The following is an 18,069-nucleotide window of genomic DNA, read 5'->3' on the forward strand; positions in this document are numbered from 1 at the left end:
AGGATTAAAACGTTAGGTGAATCAATCCCTTTGGTTCATCTAACTTCTTTTCATTAGATCGTGCATTACTTCTTTTGCCCATGACTTAAAAAACTCTTAACGAATTGTACTTGAAACTCAATTTTAGCCATGCCGTCAAGAATAAGATCTGCTCTTTTTTTCAGTTCCTCATCAAAAAATAAAATTCTTGCTTCATTTAAATAAAACGCCAACTCCTCCAAAAGCTCCTTTTTGCCCTTATTTTCTTCTGAATAATCACGCAACACTCTTCTGCATAAAGAAACATCCAAAGGAACTTCAATATGAACGCATAAATCGATATATTGTCCCGTCTGCTGATGCAAACGACCTAAAGGTGCATCAAAAATAATAAACTCAGTCGGTCCCAGTACCTCAAGAGTTACAGGGTGCACCATAGAGTTTTCTGACTTCAATACCTGGAGAACCTGAGCAAGTTCACTGTAATTCCATTCTTGATAATCTCGTCCACGTTGATGCCAATCAACATAATCTTCAGGAGCGATTGAAATTGCATCAAACTCATCCCAACTGATGAGTACAGCACCTAATTCCTTTGCCAGAGTTGCAGCTAGTGTTGATTTGCCTGCACCGGATACCCCACTAATACCAAGTATCATTACCATTAGATACCCTCATAAGTTCAATGGCTATTCAAAAACATCGGCTTATTATATTCTAAATTTGGGGTTAATCTGGCATTGGGCATATAAAAAATAAAAGCATTTAACTACTCTAAGGACGGCAAAATGTTTGATTCGTTCCATTTACAAGGTGTAGAAGCTTTTAAAAAAGGCGAGTATATACAAGCTAAAGAACTATTTCTCCAAGAAATTAATCTAAATCCTGAAAGTCCAGAAGCTTATTTGTTTTTGTGTAAAACATGTTTTTTGTCTGACGAAAAAAACGAGGCGATTTCCTATTTGAACCGATTTTTTGAATTATCGATGAACACAAAAAATCGGGAAAACTGGTCTGATGCATTTGATCTTCTTGGACAATGTTATGCGGCTAACAACCAGAATGAGGTGGCAATTTCCTATTACTTTGCTGCGATTGAGAATGACTTTAATTGTGTGTCAGCACGATATAATTTGGGATTAAGCTATATGAAGCTAGCTCAAGATTATCTCAAGTCCAATTTAAAAAATTGTTTCATTTTACTTAGGGACGCACAAATTGCACTTATTTCAGTCTTGGAACTATGTAGCGATAATCCTAAGTTTTTCCATACAGCCGCAAGTTGGCATGAACAATATATTCTTCTATTAAATCAATCATCAGCTGGAAAATATATGCAAGAGGAAATCAACGTGCACTTTATGTGTGCCATTCACCATTATCGTGAACTGATCTATCCCCACGAATTATGAGTTGAAATAAAGAGCGTCTCATGATCAAATGAGCGTCATTAAGACTCATGGAAATTAAAATGTTAGCTGTAGAAACCTATCTTTATAATTCGCTTACAGAATCATGTCCTGAAATTCATATATCACGATTGAATGCAGTAATGGATGTAGCATCAGGCTTAAGACATAGCCAAAACCTTTCATTAAGTGAATTAGGGAGGAACTTGCCTGGAGATGCAAAATTAAAAAATAAGATAAAGAAAGTTGATAGGCTGGAAGGCAATAAGGCACTGCATAATGAACTTTTTTCCATTTATCAAGGGTTATCAAGCTTTGTTTTTACTTACATCTCGCAAGATACAACCTTACCTTTGATTGTAGATATTTGCTGCTTAAAAGACGACCGAGAAATTCAAATGCTCAGTGCAGAAATAGCGTTAAAAGGTAGAAGTCTTCCTCTTTATCGAGAAGTGTATAGAGATACCGAAACAAAAGGACGAGCTAAGGACTTTTTAAAAGAGTTGAGTCTTTGTTTGCCCAAAAATCGTCGAGTAATCGTAATCATGGATGCCGGTTTTTATGAAGAATGGTTTAAAGAAATAGAAGCGCTGGGCTGGTATTGGCTAAGTCGTGTAAGAGGAGTTAAATCGGTACAATTATCCGAAGAACTGGGATGGAAACTCATTAAAGAACTAATCCCTGATATTAAATCTAAAACGACACATTATGAGCATGCTCTATTAACCAAAGAGCATACAAGACCTTGTAGGGTGGTTACAACCTATCGTAAGCCTAAGGGAAGAAAGGTAAAGACATCACGAGGAAAAACCACCTCGACACTGTCTAATGGAAGTTATAGTCAAGCTAATAAAGAGCCATGGATTTTGGCTACTAATTTACCATTGGATGTAGGGCCTACTGATATTATCAATCTCTATTTTAAAAGAATGCAAATAGAAGAATCGTTTAGAGATGTTAAAAGTCATCAATTCGGACTAGCAGGACGTTATGTGCGTACTCATTCAGTAGATAGATGGGGAGTAAAAATGCTTCTTGCTGCTATTGTGCAAATTACTTATTGGGTTATTGGAGTAATTGCACATAGTCAAAATAAACAACAATACTTCCAAGCCAATACGGTCAAAGATAAGAAAATATTCTCTTATTTTACCCTGGGTAAGCTTATGATTGAGCATAATCAGCTCTGTTCCTTAGCCCCTGACCCTAGAACCTTACAAGAGATTATAGAACAGGAGCTTAACCGTGTTTGGTAATTTCGTGGGGATCTTTCAGATCGTGAAGCCTTAGCTCATTGCCCTAAAGAGGATTGCGCATTTAAAAAAGTGATTACAGAGGATCTAACTGAATGTTATGTTCAATTTGGGCATCATCTGTATCAAAGTAAAGATTATATAAAAGCACAAGAACTCTATTTGTTAACTCTTGAAGTGGATCAAAGTCATATTCCCGCACTCAATCAAGCAGGTATGTGTTTCTTCAAACAAGAGATGTATACGGAGGCAAGAAAAATTTTTGTCATGATTCTTGAACAAACCAGTGACATACAGGTTCAAACTGATGCTTGGTTAAATATAGCCTGTTGTTATCGACTGGAAAAAAATTGGGAAAAAGCAGAACAATCTCTCCTTAAAGCACAAACATTAGCTCAAGATAATCTCAGAATCGATGAGGAAGTAGAGAAGCTAAAGCAAGCAAAATCTCAAGCATTGCTCGTGGTAAATACTCAAACTATTTTTGGTATTAAACCAGATAACGATCCCAGCTTGGCCTTTCTTAATACTCATAGCTTTCATTTAAATTAAGAAATTAAGTATTTTTTCTGTGCAAACCATGCTATCGGGCCTCTATATAATTTGGTTATATTTCAGGTGTGATAAAAAATCAATAAAGGCGATCAATTTATAAATAGTATTGCCATTATTTTTCTCAAATGGCAAAATACCAAGCAAATCAACTTTTTTCTTACATCAAATGAGAGAATGGTTACAGCGTTTTTATTCACAAAATCATAACATCACCTTAACTTTAAACGGTAAAACTTTTAAAAAAACGGATTGTGAACGAATTGGAGGGGGTTCCGAAAAACATGTCTATAAGATTAAAGACACAAACCTATGCTTTTTTATTCCAAACAAAGGTTGGGGTAATTGGGATGACAAAATTCAAGCGGAAAAACTCCTGCTTGATCAAATCACGGACCTGGGATTAAAAACACAACGATTTGAAATTGCTCCAATCGAAATACAAGAACCCGACAAGCCAACCTACACCATTAATGTTCTTGTAACAAAAGATTTTACAAGTCTTTGCCAAGAAGAATCTATTGTTATTTATAACGCCAAAGGGGATCAAAAGGTTATTGGTACACCTCCAGATATTATTATCTTAAAAGAACGCTTGAAGGATAAGAGTTTTGCACTAAAAATGGTAGAAAATATCATCAATGAATATGCAACCGCATTTACATTTTCCTTGCCCATTAGCATTCTGAGTTACATAGATGATAGCGAACATTTTTATTTTAAATTACATCCAGAGCAATCTACCGAGCCCCCAGTAATAGGCTTTATGTTTTGGGATGTGGTCTCAGATTTTTCAGGAACAAGTTTACCTTATGTCCCAACTCTAGAAGAGTTAAAATCAGGAACCAGGAACAAATCCGACTTTTTATATAGCCCTCTTAGAGGATTAAGGTTTTTAGCAAATAATATTGCTTGTACCATGTACGAAATGTCTTCTAAAAAAGAAGATGGGTTTGATTTTGTAAGAGAAGTTGAAGAGGATTTAATTCCAGTACTAAACAATGACGAAACCCTTAAAATCGCCCTGTCTCAAGCAAGAAGGAAAGGCATTATTTTATTTACTCGATTCTTAGATGAGTTAACCAATATTGAAAATAAAAATATAGTTCCCGCTGGTTTTGTTGAACTGATGAAGTCGGCTCTCTCACTTGAAGAGCCTGATTTACTCCAGCGTGCGTTCAGGATCTACCCTAATCCTACTGATTTGCCCCAAGAACATATTGATCAAATTATGGCCGAATCTAAAAAATATGGAAATCCTATCAACATTGACTTTTTAAATAGTCATCTTGTGGTAGAACGTTTAAAAAGCAATTTTATGCAAAAATATAATGCAAAATTAACCTCCGATAAAAAAGCCTGGTGTGGTTTGTATTCATTTTTTGCTACCAGCTATGTTAAAAACGATATGTCCTTACAAGAGTTAGTTGATCATGCTCAAGGACATTCCAAACAAGGCAGTGGAAAACGCAGTCAGGAAATAATGAAGAGCATGGGATGGTTGAACGAAGATAATGAAGTATGCGGGGAGATAAGGGAATATTTATTAAAAATTTAGAATATTGACTAATAGCAACTGTAAGAAAGTATTTGTTAAATCATTTAAGATTGAATATGGGAGTAAAAGCCATATGACGCAATTCATTCAACCATTGCGCTCTTGGCGTTCCTCCTGGTGCTGTGAGAGTGTTCATCCAACTGTGTCACCTCAGTCATTATCTAAGTCCCAGGGTTAGTCTGTCTTCGAAATAGATTTGTAACTGGGACACGATAAGCGCCCAATTGTGCATGGGCTGATTCCATTTTTCCAGTACTTTCTGGCAAGCACAATAAATAAGCTTAATAAGGGCGTTTTCACTGGTGAAAGCGCCTTTATTTTTAGTGTACTTGCGAATTTGCCGATGAAAGCCTTCAACAATATTGGTAGTGTAAATGATGCGTCTTAGCTCTTCTGGGTATTTGAAGTATTGTGATAGAGCTTCCCAGTTGTTATTCCAGGATTTCATCACCGCCGGGTATTTTTTGCCCCATTTCTCTTCCAACTCAAGTAGATGATGCAAAGCCATATCTTTGCTTGAAGCCTTATAAACCAGCTTTAAATCGGCCATAAAGGCTTTCTGGTCCTTACTAACCACATACTTTAATGAGTTGCGAATTTGATGAACGACACAAAGCTGGATCTCGGTGTTAGGAAAAACTTCAGCAATGGCATCAGGAAATCCCTTAAGTCCATCGATGCTTGCTATAAGGATATCCTCTACACCACGAGCTTTAAGGTCATTTAATACACTAAGCCAAAAACGAGCTCCCTCTGCCTCAGATAAATAGAGCCCTAGAATATCTTTTTTACCTTCTGAATTTACAGCAAGGACGGTGTAAAATGCTCTACTTATGACCTTACCTTCAACACGTACTTTAAAGTGCATGGCATCAAGAAAAACGATTGGGTATACAGATTCTAGGGAGCGATTACGCCACTCGGTAATCAGGGGTAATAGTTTGTCAGTAATCAGGCTGATTTTAGCACTCGAGACTTCTAGTCCATACATCTCAGATAAATGCTCGCTTATCGCCTCGTAACTCATGCCTATCGCATAGAGGGCTAGGACTTTATTATCCAGTGACTCGTTGAGTACCGTTTGACGTTTTTTTACAAGCTCGGGTTCAAAGCTGCCATCCCTATCTCGAGGTGTTTCTAAATCAAAAACTCCAGTTGTTGATTTAATTGTTTTAGTCGTTTTGCCGTTGCGACGGTTTGAAATACCTGTCTCATGACAATCAGTCATATGAGAATCCATTTCACCTTCTAATGCCGCCTCTAATAGCTCTTTTATTAAGGGGGTCAGTATGCCGTCTTTTCCAGTGAGAGATTGGCCAGACTTTAACTGGGTCAAAGCCTCTAATTTGAACTCATTGAAATCAAAATTCGATAAATCTATTTTCTTTTTATTCATATCTACCTCTTTTAAGTGTTAAATTATAAACAAATTAAAAGAGATGACACAGTTATTTAAACACTACCGGTGCTGTAGGTTCGAACCAATTATATTTACACCAAAGATAAATATCCAAGCTTTTCATTTGACTAAAATCATTAATCGACTGCAATAAATGTGCGTCTATAGGCAAAATACTCTGATACCCCTCAATCATCCATGCAAATTTTTCTGCCCATTCAGCAAAAGGACTACTGCATAAGTCTAAAAATGGTTTTGCAATATCGGCGATAAACCAATGATAGACAGGTTCATCAAAATCAATAAAATGGATTTGTTTACCGTCAAATAGCACATTACCAGGACGATGATCTCCGTGCGTGAGGCCAAAATTGACATTATTCGGCGTAAAGCATTCAAAGCGTTGGTCAAGGGTATAAAATAAATCCTGAATCGCCGTTTCCTCATCAGCAAGGTAATCGGCTGTTTCATTCCACAAGTCCTTCCAGCTTCTAAAATGATGTTCTTTCGCCTGATAAGTTCCCGCAGCACGATGTAAACGCGCCAAAGCTTGTCCCCAGAGAAAGTAGGTATTTTTATCTTGATATCCAAAATGCATGGTTGTCCCTGGTACTTCAGAGCATACTTGGGCCCAGAAAAAAAGTTCATCTTGTCTAACGCTTTCAATATAAGATCCGTTCTTTGACACAAGAACGTCACAAACTGGAGCATCATTTTGAAGCAAGTGTTGTTGATAATCGATGCCAGCGAGCAGTTCTTTTTGTGGTCTAATCTGTTCATGAGTCATGCGTAAATAGAATCCTTTTCCCGCGGATTCAAAACGATAAACACAATTGATTTGATTGTTAATCAGTTGCAGGTTATTGGGTCGATCAACCCATTGCGAAGCCGCTTGAAGTGCTGTTTTACTGCTGATTTTTTTTAGGGTATCTTCCCAAACCATAAACTATATCTCGGTAATTTTATTTAAAAAATCAATCCAACGTCATTATATTTTCGTCATCGCTTCCGCTGTTCTCTTGGGGGCGCATATCATGCAAAGCAGTCCTATACTGTCTTATAGAATCCGATAATTGTTTACTCTTGACGAGCTCTCCCTGTTCAGCCAACGTTGAGTCGCGTGATACCTTAGAAACTATAGATACAAAAAATTTCACAGCCTCAGCCAAAGCCCGCCATACCGGAGAAGAACTGCCCATTGCCTCATGAGCAAGTCTATTTATTTCTTCATTAGTTTTTTCCATGTCCTCAATATCACCTGCATGTGAAAAATTAAAGCTATCATAACACTCTGCAACAATATGAGTCAGCACATCCAACTTCTTTGGCTCCAGATTTCTCAAGGCCTCAAAATTTTCATGATCAGCAATAGCATCAAGTCGATTTAATAATTTCTTCATTGCACCTTGAAGCTCAGGCTTATCATTTGTTTCGGTTTTTAATTTATTTTCAAAAGCAATATAAAAACTTTCATAGGATTTTACTGCTGCATCTTGAAAGGCTTTGTCTGCATTTATTTTTTCATTCCTCTCAATCTTTTCTTTCAGATCAAGATAACAATTCAAGCGCACTTTAATTCCTACCGCATGCTCACAATCAGCTAGTGAAGTAAGAAATGCCTTCATTAATTCTTGTTTTGCTGCTAATTGTTCTGGATCGCCAGCACACCATTCAAGTTCACCAAATAGCGTCTTTGAAACCTGCTCTTGCAAACGCTCATCCAATGAAAGCTTCTTTAACTGCTGAACACACTCCAATTTGCTTTGATGTAAAGCAATTGCTTTATCTAAAAAACCCTCTGGGCCTAAATATTTTTGATAAATTTCTATTAGTTGATCTTTAGCATCCTCAGTCTCCTTCATTTTTTGAATTTTTTCCGCCAAGAGAGGTGCAACACCATGTAAGCGAGATGCCATTAGATTCCTAACACGTTCAAAAGGGCTTACATTAAAGCTGGTATGGAGTGGACTGATAATCACATTATGATCTCGCTCAGAATTGGGCTCGGGTTCGATCTGTTTTACAAGTTGCTCATCAGTTATAATCCTTCCTGCGGATATTTCTCCATCATAAATCGTCACAAAATCAAGCATACCTCCTCCTGCATAACCAGGTCGTTTGGGATCTGGACCTGGTGCATGCTCATAGGTGGATTTACCACTATATCGAGCTGCCGCAAGAGAAACACGATCAAGTGCCTGTATTTCAGGATATTTCTCGGGACTTTCCCACATGTTAATTTCTTTGTTATTATCATCAAGTCGGTTGCGTGTATTCGCATCATATCCTGAAACCATTAAATTAGGACAGGCCGCCAGAAGTTCATCCCAATTGCGCACATCTTTTATCGTTTTTTTATGAAGCACATGCCAATCTTGGTTGCGCTTCAACATACTGCTTGCATCTAAATGCCCACTTAACGCTTGTATATCAATACGTTCCCCATCTTCTCGCGTTATGGCAAAATTAGTAACTAATCCTCCTTTATTAAAACCTGCACCACTACTGATTCTTTCCAAAAAACCACTTGCAGGAGTACGTCTTGCTTCTGTTGAATTTATATCGCTTATAACCAATTCTTTCTTATAAACAATAAAGCTTGCTATTCCTGTATTTGAATGAAATTGAGTATCTAATTTAGTATGGGTAGCCATTTGCCCCAAACACTGTACTTTATAGCCCTCGCCAATTACCGCTTCAAGCTGTTGTTGAGTTTTCTCAAAGTGGGTTTCTTGACAGTTGATAATATAAAAATCGGCTCCACCCTTTTCAATATCCTCTTCGATCTTCTCGGCAAGCTCCCTACTGGCATCAATACCAATGGTATCATTACCACAATTTGCTGTAATTGCTCGATATTTAAATGGCATGATAACTCTCTACTCTCGGAGACTTTTTAGTTATGCATAGTATTAATATAGCCCACGCACAAAGCAATTGAGTGACATTCAAATCACAAAGAAAGATAATTATACAGCAAATAAAATAAATCCGAAAAGAAAAACCAATTAACTCCCATGTCTTAAAGACTCGATAAATATTTATTAAGATGTAAAACTATCCTGTAAATACTACTTCTGCTGAAGGAGTATCCTGATTTGCTTGCTCTCTGTTTCGAAAAACAAGTACAGCATCAAATAATTGCTCTACCTCTCCCTTTTCAGCCCAAAAGTGTTGAAAAGCTAAGGGAAATTTCGTCAACATATCCTTTTTAGAGATTTCTTCAGAACATTGTATTACTTTTGACATGGCTGTTAATAAGTAAATTTTATCTTTTATTGTGTCATTCTGTGGATCTTCATTTTGCGTTAACCTCATTAATTTCTGACGAATAAGTTCTAACAGATATGGTTTGGCCTTTTCCAAAGCCATTGTTCGAATCAACGCGCTGTAATCACGACAGGTAAACAGTCTATGATGTCTCGGCTCCATTTCGTTGGAATCCTGGGGGGTTAATGTTTCCTCCTGATTTGCAATCGCATCTTGGATGACATCAGGTTTACTCAAATGAAACCATCCCTTGACGGATTTTTTTATCTCATGAGGAATCATACGCCACAAGATATCAACGCCAGTAAACAATACCGCCGCAAGGGAAAATACCGTACCTAAAGCAGGTGCAATAGGAAAGAGCAACGCAAATACAACTGATCCCAAAGCGGCAGCTAAGAAAGTTATCACAAACACATTATTGAAAGCCGCCTGTATGTAATGCATTCGTTGAGTACTGTTTTGGGGAGACTCATAGGCTCTATATGAATTGAGAGCCAACATTACCAACTGATGCCCTAATGATAAGGCTAAGCTACTGAAAAAAAACCAAGGACCTGCTGCAAAGCTAAAACTAAATAATTTGGATAGAGCGGCGCCATAAAGTGATATACTTGCTAATACTGCACACACTGCAGAAGTTAGAAAAAGAGACCATTGATCAAAATTGCGGTTGCTGGCTTTTGCAAGTTTATATCCATTAATTATCGCATTTACAGTCAACAAAAAACCTATAAAAGGCAACGTGATGTAAAATAAAGGTGATATACGAAACATTGCTGATAGTCTTGTATCAGCCATCGTAATAAATAGGGCTATCTCTTGCGTTTCTCTAATGTAGGTAATCGCCTTCTGGAGTTGAGTAACAAACATAAGCCTCCTGATAATTATTATTATTTTTGTACTTGGGAGCCCTACAAAACTCTAAAAATGTAGCCTGATTGTTACTATCAGGATCTTTGGGTACATTCTAGAACATTCAGGTTGTATTGCCCCTTCTCCATGTAGGGGAGAAGGGGCCCGTCAGAGCAGATGAGGGTATTTGATTACAGCAAATGTACCCTCACCTCTACGCCTCTCCCACCAATGGGAGAGGGATTTCTTCTTAACTTAATAACAATGCCTCCGCCTGTTTGCTCACAAGCAGGAGATGGATTTCATTTTATTGCCGCAGATGAGGGAACAAAATCACATCACGTATTGACTGTGAGTTGGTAAATAACATGATTAAGCGATCTATTCCAATGCCCTCTCCTGCTGTGGGAGGCAAGCCATATTCTAGAGCTTCGATATAATCACTATCAAAATGCATGGCTTCTAGATCACCTGCATCCTTTTCTTCAACTTGCTTACGAAAACGCTCTGCTTGGTCTTCTGCATCATTTAACTCAGAAAATCCATTAGCAATTTCTCGGCCCGCAATAAAGAATTCAAAACGGTCAGTTACTTCTGGATCATCATCGCTGCGGCGAGCCAAAGGTGATATTTCAGTGGGATAACCCGTAATAAAAGTAGGCTGGAATAACTGATGTTCAACAGTTTCCTCAAACAATATAATTTGCAGCTTACCTAACCCGTCAGTTTCTTTAAAAGGAAACCCTTTTTTCTGTAAAATCGCACGACAACTCACGATGCTCTCAAGTTGAGGCGCATCAATTTCCGGATGGTAATGTAAAATTGCCTCTTTTACAGTCATGCGGGCAAATGGCTTATCAAAATCGATAATTTGGCCTTGATATTCAACTTGACGCTTTTCTATTACCGTATCACAGAGATAACGTAATAATTCCTCAGTAAAATTCATCAAATCCTTATAATCTGCGTATGCTTGATAAAACTCAACCATTGTAAATTCTGGATTATGACGTGTTGATATACCCTCATTGCGGAAATTACGATTAATTTCATAAACTCGCTCAAAACCACCTACAACAAGACGTTTTAAATAAAGTTCGGGGGCAATACGCAAATACATGGTCATATCCAATGTATGATGATGCGTAACAAAAGGTCGAGCCATAGCACCGCCTGGAATAGGATGCATCATGGGTGTTTCCACTTCCAGAAAGTAGTTTTTATCCATAAATTGTCTAAACGCTTGAATCAATCGTGAGCGCGTTAAAAACGTAAGTCGACTTTCATCATTGGCAATCAAATCAACATAACGTTTGCGATATTTCACCTCTTGATCGGCTAGGCCATGAAACTTATCAGGCAAAGGGCGCAATGATTTCGTTAATAATTCTATACGTTCCGAATGTACCGTCAGCTCACCTGTATTTGTTTTGAATAGCTCACCTTGAACACCGACTATATCGCCTAAATCCCAATGCTTAAATTCTTCATACTCTTCAGGGAGATCATTCGCTCGAATGTATACTTGTATACGCCCAGAAAAATCTTGAATATGGAAGAAACTAGCCTTTCCCATAATACGTCTTAATACAATACGACCCGCTACAATTACTTTAACATGTTGTTGTGCTAAGGATTCCTTATCTAATGAATCGTAATGTTTTACAATTTCCTGAGCTAAATTTTCACGACGAAATTGGTTTGGAAAATTAAAACCTTTTGTACGTAATTCAGCCAATTTTTGTTTACGAATATAATAAACTTCGCTTTCATCGATATGTTCTATTTGCTCATCACTCATGCTGCCCTACTCCTGCCTTTAAACTGGCTTCAATAAATTGATCCAATGCACCATCTAATACTGCCTGGGTGTTGCTCGTTTCAACACCAGTGCGTAGATCTTTAATACGAGATTGATCTAATACGTAAGAACGGATTTGAGATCCCCAACCTATGTCTGATTTGCTGGCTTCTAATGCCTGCTGCTCCGCGTTTTTCTTTTGCATTTCCAATTCATATAACTTAGCACGCAGCTGCTTCATTGCCTGATCTTTATTACGATGTTGGCTTCGATCATTCTGACATTGTACTACAATCCCACTGGGAGCATGGGTAATACGTACTGCCGAATCGGTTCGGTTAACATGCTGTCCCCCAGCTCCGGATGCTCTGTATGTATCGATACGTAAATCAGCCGGATTAATTTCTATATCAATGTCATCATCAATTTCAGGTGAAACAAATACTGCAGCAAAAGAAGTATGTCGCCTGTTTCCCGAATCGAAAGGAGATTTTCGAACTAAACGGTGCACCCCAGTTTCTGTACGCAACCATCCAAAAGCATACTCGCCCTTAAAATAGATTGTAGCGCTTTTAATACCAGCGACCTCGCCAGGAGAACATTCAATTAATTCAGTAATAAATCCATGTTGTTCCCCCCAACGCAGGTACATGCGCAATAACATTTCCGCCCAATCCTGGGCTTCGGTTCCACCTGAACCGGATTGAATATCCAAATAAGCATTTGAATTATCCATTTTCCCAGAAAACATCCGACGAAACTCAAGATCAGCAACTTTTTGCTCGACAGAGGATAACTCTTCACCAATTTCATTTATCGTTTGTTCGTCATTTTCTTCCCGTGCGATCTCAAATAATTCATGGAAATCAATAATGGATTGATTTAATTGAGTTAAAGTAGAAACTACTGCTTCAAGCTGGGTTCTTTCACGTCCTAACGCCTGAGCAACTTCCGGATTATCCCAAACTGAAGACGATTCCAGTTCACGAACAACCTCTTCCAAGCGCTCACTTTTAGCATCAAAGTCAAAGATACCCCCTAAGCGCTTCTACTCGCTTCTCAAGATCCACCAGATTAAGATTAATTTGGTTTACTTCTAACATAACTGTCTCTTTAAAAAATAGTGATTGAGTCAATGCTCTAATTGTAACCGCATGCTTCTTATCCGGATTACACGATACTAATCCGGGATACATGACTAATCCGAGCTACAATTTTATGTAAGCTTAACCTAGTAAAAAATAAGCTTGAGATTTTACCGTGAATGCAATGAAAAAAACAACTTTATGAAGTCTTCATTGCTGTTCGGTAGGCTTGTAAGTTCATTAGTAAATCAGCTTCAGCAGGAGACAAATGGCAACTTTCGACAATTTCATCTCGATTACCACCCATTTCCAAAATACGCAAAGCATGACGATAACCCCCATCATTATCTCGTTTATTTTCCAAATCTTGAATTTGATTATCCATGCTGATTAATTGCGTATTAATTTCCTTTAATTGCTTGGAGAATAATAAATCAGCATGAATTAACATGGGGTGATCTTTGGTAATTTCATCGATTGATTTTTGTTGTGTATCTAACTTTTCCTGAAAAGCGATTAATTTTTTTCGCTGATTTAATAGGTAATTCACTCCTAATGAAAGAATGGCTGCATTTAAGCTTAAAAGAAAAATAATCATTTTGTATCCTTATTTCCAGAATTCCCGATGACTACGCGGTGAGTTGGCTCACTTAATGCCGGATTCAAAAGACGAGGAACATTTCGATTCAAGGCGATAACGACACTGACCCTACGATTTGCCGCTCTCCCTTGATCTGTGATGTTGTCTGCAACTGGAAATTGTTCACCATAACCTGTTACTAAAATACGTTCCGTTGAAATGCCAAATGAATTTAAAGTCCGGCCAACAACCGCCGCACGCATGGCTGAAAGTTCCCAGTTTGAAGGAAACTGAGGGGTTTCTATGGGGACATTATCAGTATACCCTTCTACAGCAATAATAGCGGATGATTTTTTAATTTTACTCGCCAATCGCATTAACTTAACAAAAGCATCTGGTTTTAAATCTGCTTCACCTGACTCAAACAAGGCTCCTGATTTGATGTCCAGCTCAATCCAGCCTTCCTGGCGGTTAATTTTATAATTGCCATCTTCTAATTCTGATAAGGATTGGCTTAATTCATCAAGACCATCGTTATAGAGTCCATGAACTTGTTGGGTTTGTGGTCCGTCTTTTTTATTGTCCGTTGACTTAAGCGCACGGGCCGCATCTTTATTATTAAACGCCGATTTCATCCCCTCCGAAAGCGATTTGTATTTTGAGGTGTTCACGGAAGAAATAGCATACATCACTACAAAAAATGCAAAAAGCAAGGTAATGAAATCTGCATAGGAGACTACCCAACGATGATGGTCGTTATGTTGTTCATTTCTTTTTTTTCTTGATTTCATCTTTCTTGTGCTGGCCAAAGTTATTGAGTTTTAACAACAAGATCCCGGGACTTTCCCCAGAGGCGATGGCGACTAAACCTTCCACTATCATCTCATCGTAGTGCACCTTATGGGCAATACAACTTTTTAATTTATTCGCCACAGGTAAAAAAATAAGATTAGCCATGCCAACACCGTATATAGTTGCTACGAAAGCAACTGCAATACCTAATCCCAATTCGCTCGGCTCGGCTAAATGTCGCATGACTTGGATCAGCCCTAATACTGCTCCCATGATTCCTATAGTTGGGCTGTACCCTCCCATACTTTCAAAAACTTGTGCTGCATGGAGGTCATGATTTTCAATTCGCTCAATCTCATCCTCGAGAACTTGTCTGATAGTGAGTTTATCTACACCAATAACCAATAACTCCAATCCTTTGTTAATGAGTGGATTTTTTTCAACTTCCAAATGTTCTTCCAAAGAAAGTAATCCCAATTGACGCGCTTTTCGTGCCAACTCAAACATTTTGTTACGGCAGGATTCAAATTCAAGTTTGGGTGGTCTGATGACCCAAGGTAAAATAGTAAATGCTCTCCTAAAGGTACTCAGCGGTGTTTGGACCATAACCGCACCAATTGTTCCTCCAAGCACGATAAACAGTGCAGACAAATTGACTAATGCCTGCATATTCCCGCCTTCAAACACTTGGCCGATTATAATGGCTAGAAAACTGGTTAACATCCCTAGTAAAGTTAAAACATCCATTCTTTTTTATTCCGGTAAACGTGATTTAATCCGATGTGTTGCCTGGCTAAGAATCTGTGAAACACGTGATTCACTGACGCCGATAACTTCCCCAATTTCTTTTAAATTCAAATCCTGTTCATAGTATAGAGAGAGGACCATTCGCTCCTTATGCGGCAATCCGCGAATAACCTCCGATAAACGACTCATTAAATCACTATGGAATACACTGGCATGAGGTTCAGCATATCCATCTTCGACTTGCAAAACATCATCGGTAACACCCAGATCTTCAAAGCCATATAAATGACTACTCACTGAGTCTTGTAACATTTCATGGTACTCATCTAGTGAGATGCCAAGCTCTGCTGCAATTTCTGAATCTTTAGCTTCTCTACCTAACCGATGCTCGACATGTTTTACTGCTTCAGAAATCATTCTTGAATTTCGATATACAGAACGAGGCACCCAATCATTACGCCTTACTTCATCAAGCATGTACCCCTTAATTCGAATTCCTGCATAGGTTTCGAATGATGCACCTTTGGAAGAATCATAATGTTTTGTTGCTTCCAGTAATCCAAGCATTCCCGCTTGTATTAAATCATCCAACTGCACACTTTGAGGCAAACGCCCCAATAAATGATGTGCGATGCGTTTAACCAACAAGGCATGGTTTTTTACCAGCGTTTCTTGGATTTGCTGATTTACTTTGCTATAGGCAGCCAAAGCATCCACAATATTCTCCTTAAAATTCACCTGCAACCAAACGCTCTAAAAAGAAACTGGTATTACCACCCAATAAAGAACTGGGAGGCCATTCAGAGACTTCATCAGCTAACTGCCTGAGTGCCGAAGCAGCAGCAGAATCAGGATAAGCAATTAATACAGGCTTCTGCATTTTTACTGCCCTGTGTATGTGTTCATCAAATGGTACCGCTCCTAAATAGTCTAGCTGAACCTCAAGAAATTGCTCGGAAACTTTGAATAATTTGTTAAATAGTTCCCGCCCATCTCTTTCATTTCTCACCATATTCGCCAGTATATGAAAGCGAGTCCATTCATAACGCTTACTCATTACTTTAATTAAAGCATATGCATCAGTTAATGAAGTAGGTTCATCACATACAACGACAATTAATTCTTGCGATGAACGAGTAAAACTTAGAACGGTGTCTGAAATCCCCGCAGCGGTATCTATAATCATGTAATCTAAATCATCGGTGAGTTCATTAAATGCATCGATAATTCCGGCAAGTTCTGGTGAGGAAAGTTGCGTCATGAACTCTGTCCCTGAAGCTGCAGGAATGACACTAATGCCATTAGGTCCTGGCAAAATAATGTCACTTAAATGACAGATTCCCTGAATTACATGAGACAGGTTATATTTAGTGTGTAATCCGAGCATGATATCGATATTTGCCAATCCTAAATCGGCATCAAGTATCATGACTCTTTTATTAAGCTGAGCCAAACCAACTGCCAGATTAACGGAAACATTACTCTTACCTACACCTCCTTTCCCAGCAGAAACAGCAATTACTTTAATGGGTTTCGCACGTGATAGATTCCTCAGACCAGAAGCTTGATCACTTACATTCTGCTTTACTTTAGACATGATATTCTCTCCCAGCACCTTGATGTGCTTTCCCAGCATTGTCCGCCTGAAACAATTGTGTTTCCTGCTCCGCAAGCAGCTCAATAAGCTGGTGACGTGTTGCCATTTTGATATCTTCAGGGACACGTTGTCCGTGTGTGAGATAGCTGACCCCCAAGCCTGATTCAATGAGTGCGCTGAGTGCGCCACCTACAGCTAATGACTCATCCAGCTTGGTTAAAATGCACTGATCGACTTGATTTGCTTCATAACGTCTTATTGCATCAATTAATACTTGATAATGGCTGGTTGCAGGTAAAACCAAAACTTTCGAAATCGACTGCAAATAAGTACTCAATACATGCATTTGTTTTACAACTCGTTCATCTGCCGGATTCATTCCCGCGGTATCAATCAAAATTAATTTCTTATCACTTAATTGTCGTAGTACTCGCGCCAAAGAGACCTCATCCTGAGCAACACAAACCTTTACCCCCAAAATTTTTCCATACATCATGAGTTGCTCTTGTGCGGCAATTCGATAGGTATCCATCGTCACAAGACCTAACTTATCTGCCCCAAATCTCAGGGTAAATCTCGCCGCAATTTTGGCCAGGGTCGTCGTTTTTCCGACACCAGTTGGTCCAACAAAAGCATAAACGCCCCCCTCTTCTATCCTATGGTTGTCACGAATGGTTAATTGCTCAGAAATTAAATTCAATATGGCTTCCCATCCTTTTTGCTGATTAAAATCGGGGCGTACCGAACATGCCCAAGCAGCAGCGGTCGTATGACTTACGCCAAGATACAAAAGTTTCTGCAGCAAAATGGTATGCAAAGGCTCATAAACCCCCACATTTCCCCGTAATTGGGCTTCAAGCATGCCTCTTAACGTTTGAATTTCTTGACGCATATCATCAAGAGGTGTTTGCATTTGAAATTTATTAATCTGACTCGGTGGCTCGGCAGAAGCAACTGCCGCAGAAGCGGATAGAATGGTTTCATCAAAATCAATTGCAGCAACAACCTCTACTCCACCCTCTATATGATGACTGGACAAAATAACGGCATCAGCACCAAGTGTCTCTTTAATTTGTTTCATAGCGCTGCGTGTGTCGGCCGCAACAAAACGTTTTAATTTCATAAAGCCTCCTGCTTATGAAGAAATTTGCCACTATTCACGCAATGCCTCTATAGAAATTGTAGTCCGATT

Annotated in this window: 17 protein-coding genes; 4 read left to right on the plus strand and 13 right to left on the minus strand. The window is 38.6% G+C overall.

The window, feature by feature from the left end:
- Window positions 1–65 precede the first annotated feature (65 nt).
- Window positions 66–644 carry an AAA family ATPase gene (locus OQJ26_RS02930; RefSeq protein WP_265702417.1) on the minus strand — a complete coding sequence of 193 codons (579 nt, stop codon included), beginning with the start codon at window positions 642–644 and terminating at the stop codon, window positions 66–68.
- Window positions 645–767: 123 nt separating this feature from the next.
- Between OQJ26_RS02930 and OQJ26_RS02935 the strand changes: the two genes are divergently transcribed.
- From OQJ26_RS02935 to OQJ26_RS02950, 4 genes are all read left to right on the plus strand, one after another.
- Window positions 768–1,391, plus strand: a complete 624-nt coding sequence (locus OQJ26_RS02935; protein ID WP_265702418.1) for a tetratricopeptide repeat protein — start codon at window positions 768–770, stop codon at window positions 1,389–1,391.
- Window positions 1,392–1,438: 47 nt separating this feature from the next.
- Complete coding sequence (locus OQJ26_RS02940; RefSeq protein WP_265702028.1) at window positions 1,439–2,644, plus strand: IS4 family transposase; 1,206 nt, start codon at window positions 1,439–1,441, stop codon at window positions 2,642–2,644.
- A gap of 69 nt (window positions 2,645–2,713) precedes the next feature.
- The gene (locus OQJ26_RS02945) at window positions 2,714–3,193 is read left to right on the plus strand and encodes a tetratricopeptide repeat protein (RefSeq protein ID WP_265702419.1); all 480 of its coding nucleotides are present in this window, start codon (window positions 2,714–2,716) and stop codon (window positions 3,191–3,193) included.
- 169 nt (window positions 3,194–3,362) lie between these two features.
- Window positions 3,363–4,751 carry a hypothetical protein gene (locus OQJ26_RS02950; RefSeq protein ID WP_265702420.1) on the plus strand — a complete coding sequence of 463 codons (1,389 nt, stop codon included), beginning with the start codon at window positions 3,363–3,365 and terminating at the stop codon, window positions 4,749–4,751.
- 157 nt (window positions 4,752–4,908) lie between these two features.
- On the opposite strand, the gene OQJ26_RS02955 is transcribed toward OQJ26_RS02950, so the two are convergent.
- The 12 genes from OQJ26_RS02955 to flhF all read right to left on the minus strand — a co-directional run bounded on the left by OQJ26_RS02955 (window position 4,909) and on the right by flhF (window position 18,000).
- On the minus strand, window positions 4,909–6,147 hold the full coding sequence (locus OQJ26_RS02955) for an IS256 family transposase (RefSeq protein WP_265701939.1): 1,239 nt from the start codon (window positions 6,145–6,147) through the stop codon (window positions 4,909–4,911).
- Between the two features lie 52 nt (window positions 6,148–6,199).
- Window positions 6,200–7,093 carry a phosphotransferase enzyme family protein gene (locus tag OQJ26_RS02960; protein ID WP_265702421.1) on the minus strand — a complete coding sequence of 298 codons (894 nt, stop codon included), beginning with the start codon at window positions 7,091–7,093 and terminating at the stop codon, window positions 6,200–6,202.
- 31 nt (window positions 7,094–7,124) lie between these two features.
- Window positions 7,125–9,020, minus strand: coding sequence for a hypothetical protein (locus tag OQJ26_RS02965; protein ID WP_265702423.1), 1,896 nt, complete (start codon window positions 9,018–9,020; stop codon window positions 7,125–7,127).
- 187 nt (window positions 9,021–9,207) lie between these two features.
- Window positions 9,208–10,293, minus strand: coding sequence for an MFS transporter (locus tag OQJ26_RS02970; RefSeq protein ID WP_265702424.1), 1,086 nt, complete (start codon window positions 10,291–10,293; stop codon window positions 9,208–9,210).
- Window positions 10,294–10,582: 289 nt separating this feature from the next.
- On the minus strand, window positions 10,583–12,076 hold the full coding sequence (gene lysS / locus OQJ26_RS02975) for a lysine--tRNA ligase (RefSeq protein WP_265702425.1): 1,494 nt from the start codon (window positions 12,074–12,076) through the stop codon (window positions 10,583–10,585).
- Window positions 12,069–13,179, minus strand: a protein-coding gene (prfB, locus tag OQJ26_RS02980; protein ID WP_126325168.1) for a peptide chain release factor 2 whose coding sequence is annotated in 2 segments (ribosomal slippage) — window positions 12,069–13,103 and window positions 13,105–13,179 — 1,110 coding nt in all. Because the reading frame shifts where the segments join, the coding sequence is not laid out codon by codon here. Before prfB ends, lysS begins: the two co-directional genes overlap by 8 nt.
- A 181-nt stretch (window positions 13,180–13,360) precedes the next feature.
- Window positions 13,361–13,759 carry a DUF2802 domain-containing protein gene (locus tag OQJ26_RS02985; protein WP_265702426.1) on the minus strand — a complete coding sequence of 133 codons (399 nt, stop codon included), beginning with the start codon at window positions 13,757–13,759 and terminating at the stop codon, window positions 13,361–13,363.
- Window positions 13,756–14,532 carry a flagellar motor protein MotB gene (locus OQJ26_RS02990; protein ID WP_265702427.1) on the minus strand — a complete coding sequence of 259 codons (777 nt, stop codon included), beginning with the start codon at window positions 14,530–14,532 and terminating at the stop codon, window positions 13,756–13,758. The genes OQJ26_RS02985 and OQJ26_RS02990 overlap by 4 nt, the downstream gene beginning before the upstream one ends.
- Window positions 14,507–15,280 (minus strand): flagellar motor protein, encoded by a 774-nt coding sequence (locus OQJ26_RS02995; protein ID WP_265702429.1) that lies wholly within the window; start codon window positions 15,278–15,280, stop codon window positions 14,507–14,509. Before OQJ26_RS02995 ends, OQJ26_RS02990 begins: the two co-directional genes overlap by 26 nt.
- A 6-nt stretch (window positions 15,281–15,286) precedes the next feature.
- Window positions 15,287–15,997 (minus strand): RNA polymerase sigma factor FliA, encoded by a 711-nt coding sequence (locus tag OQJ26_RS03000; RefSeq protein ID WP_265702430.1) that lies wholly within the window; start codon window positions 15,995–15,997, stop codon window positions 15,287–15,289.
- A gap of 10 nt (window positions 15,998–16,007) precedes the next feature.
- On the minus strand, window positions 16,008–16,877 hold the full coding sequence (locus OQJ26_RS03005) for a MinD/ParA family protein (RefSeq protein WP_265702431.1): 870 nt from the start codon (window positions 16,875–16,877) through the stop codon (window positions 16,008–16,010).
- Window positions 16,870–18,000, minus strand: a complete 1,131-nt coding sequence (gene flhF, locus OQJ26_RS03010) for a flagellar biosynthesis protein FlhF (protein WP_265702432.1) — start codon at window positions 17,998–18,000, stop codon at window positions 16,870–16,872. Before flhF ends, OQJ26_RS03005 begins: the two co-directional genes overlap by 8 nt.
- Window positions 18,001–18,069: the final 69 nt, after the last annotated feature.

Origin of the sequence: Legionella sheltonii (assembly GCF_026191355.1) — a bacterium.
In the GTDB taxonomy this organism is placed as follows: domain Bacteria; phylum Pseudomonadota; class Gammaproteobacteria; order Legionellales; family Legionellaceae; genus Legionella; species Legionella sheltonii.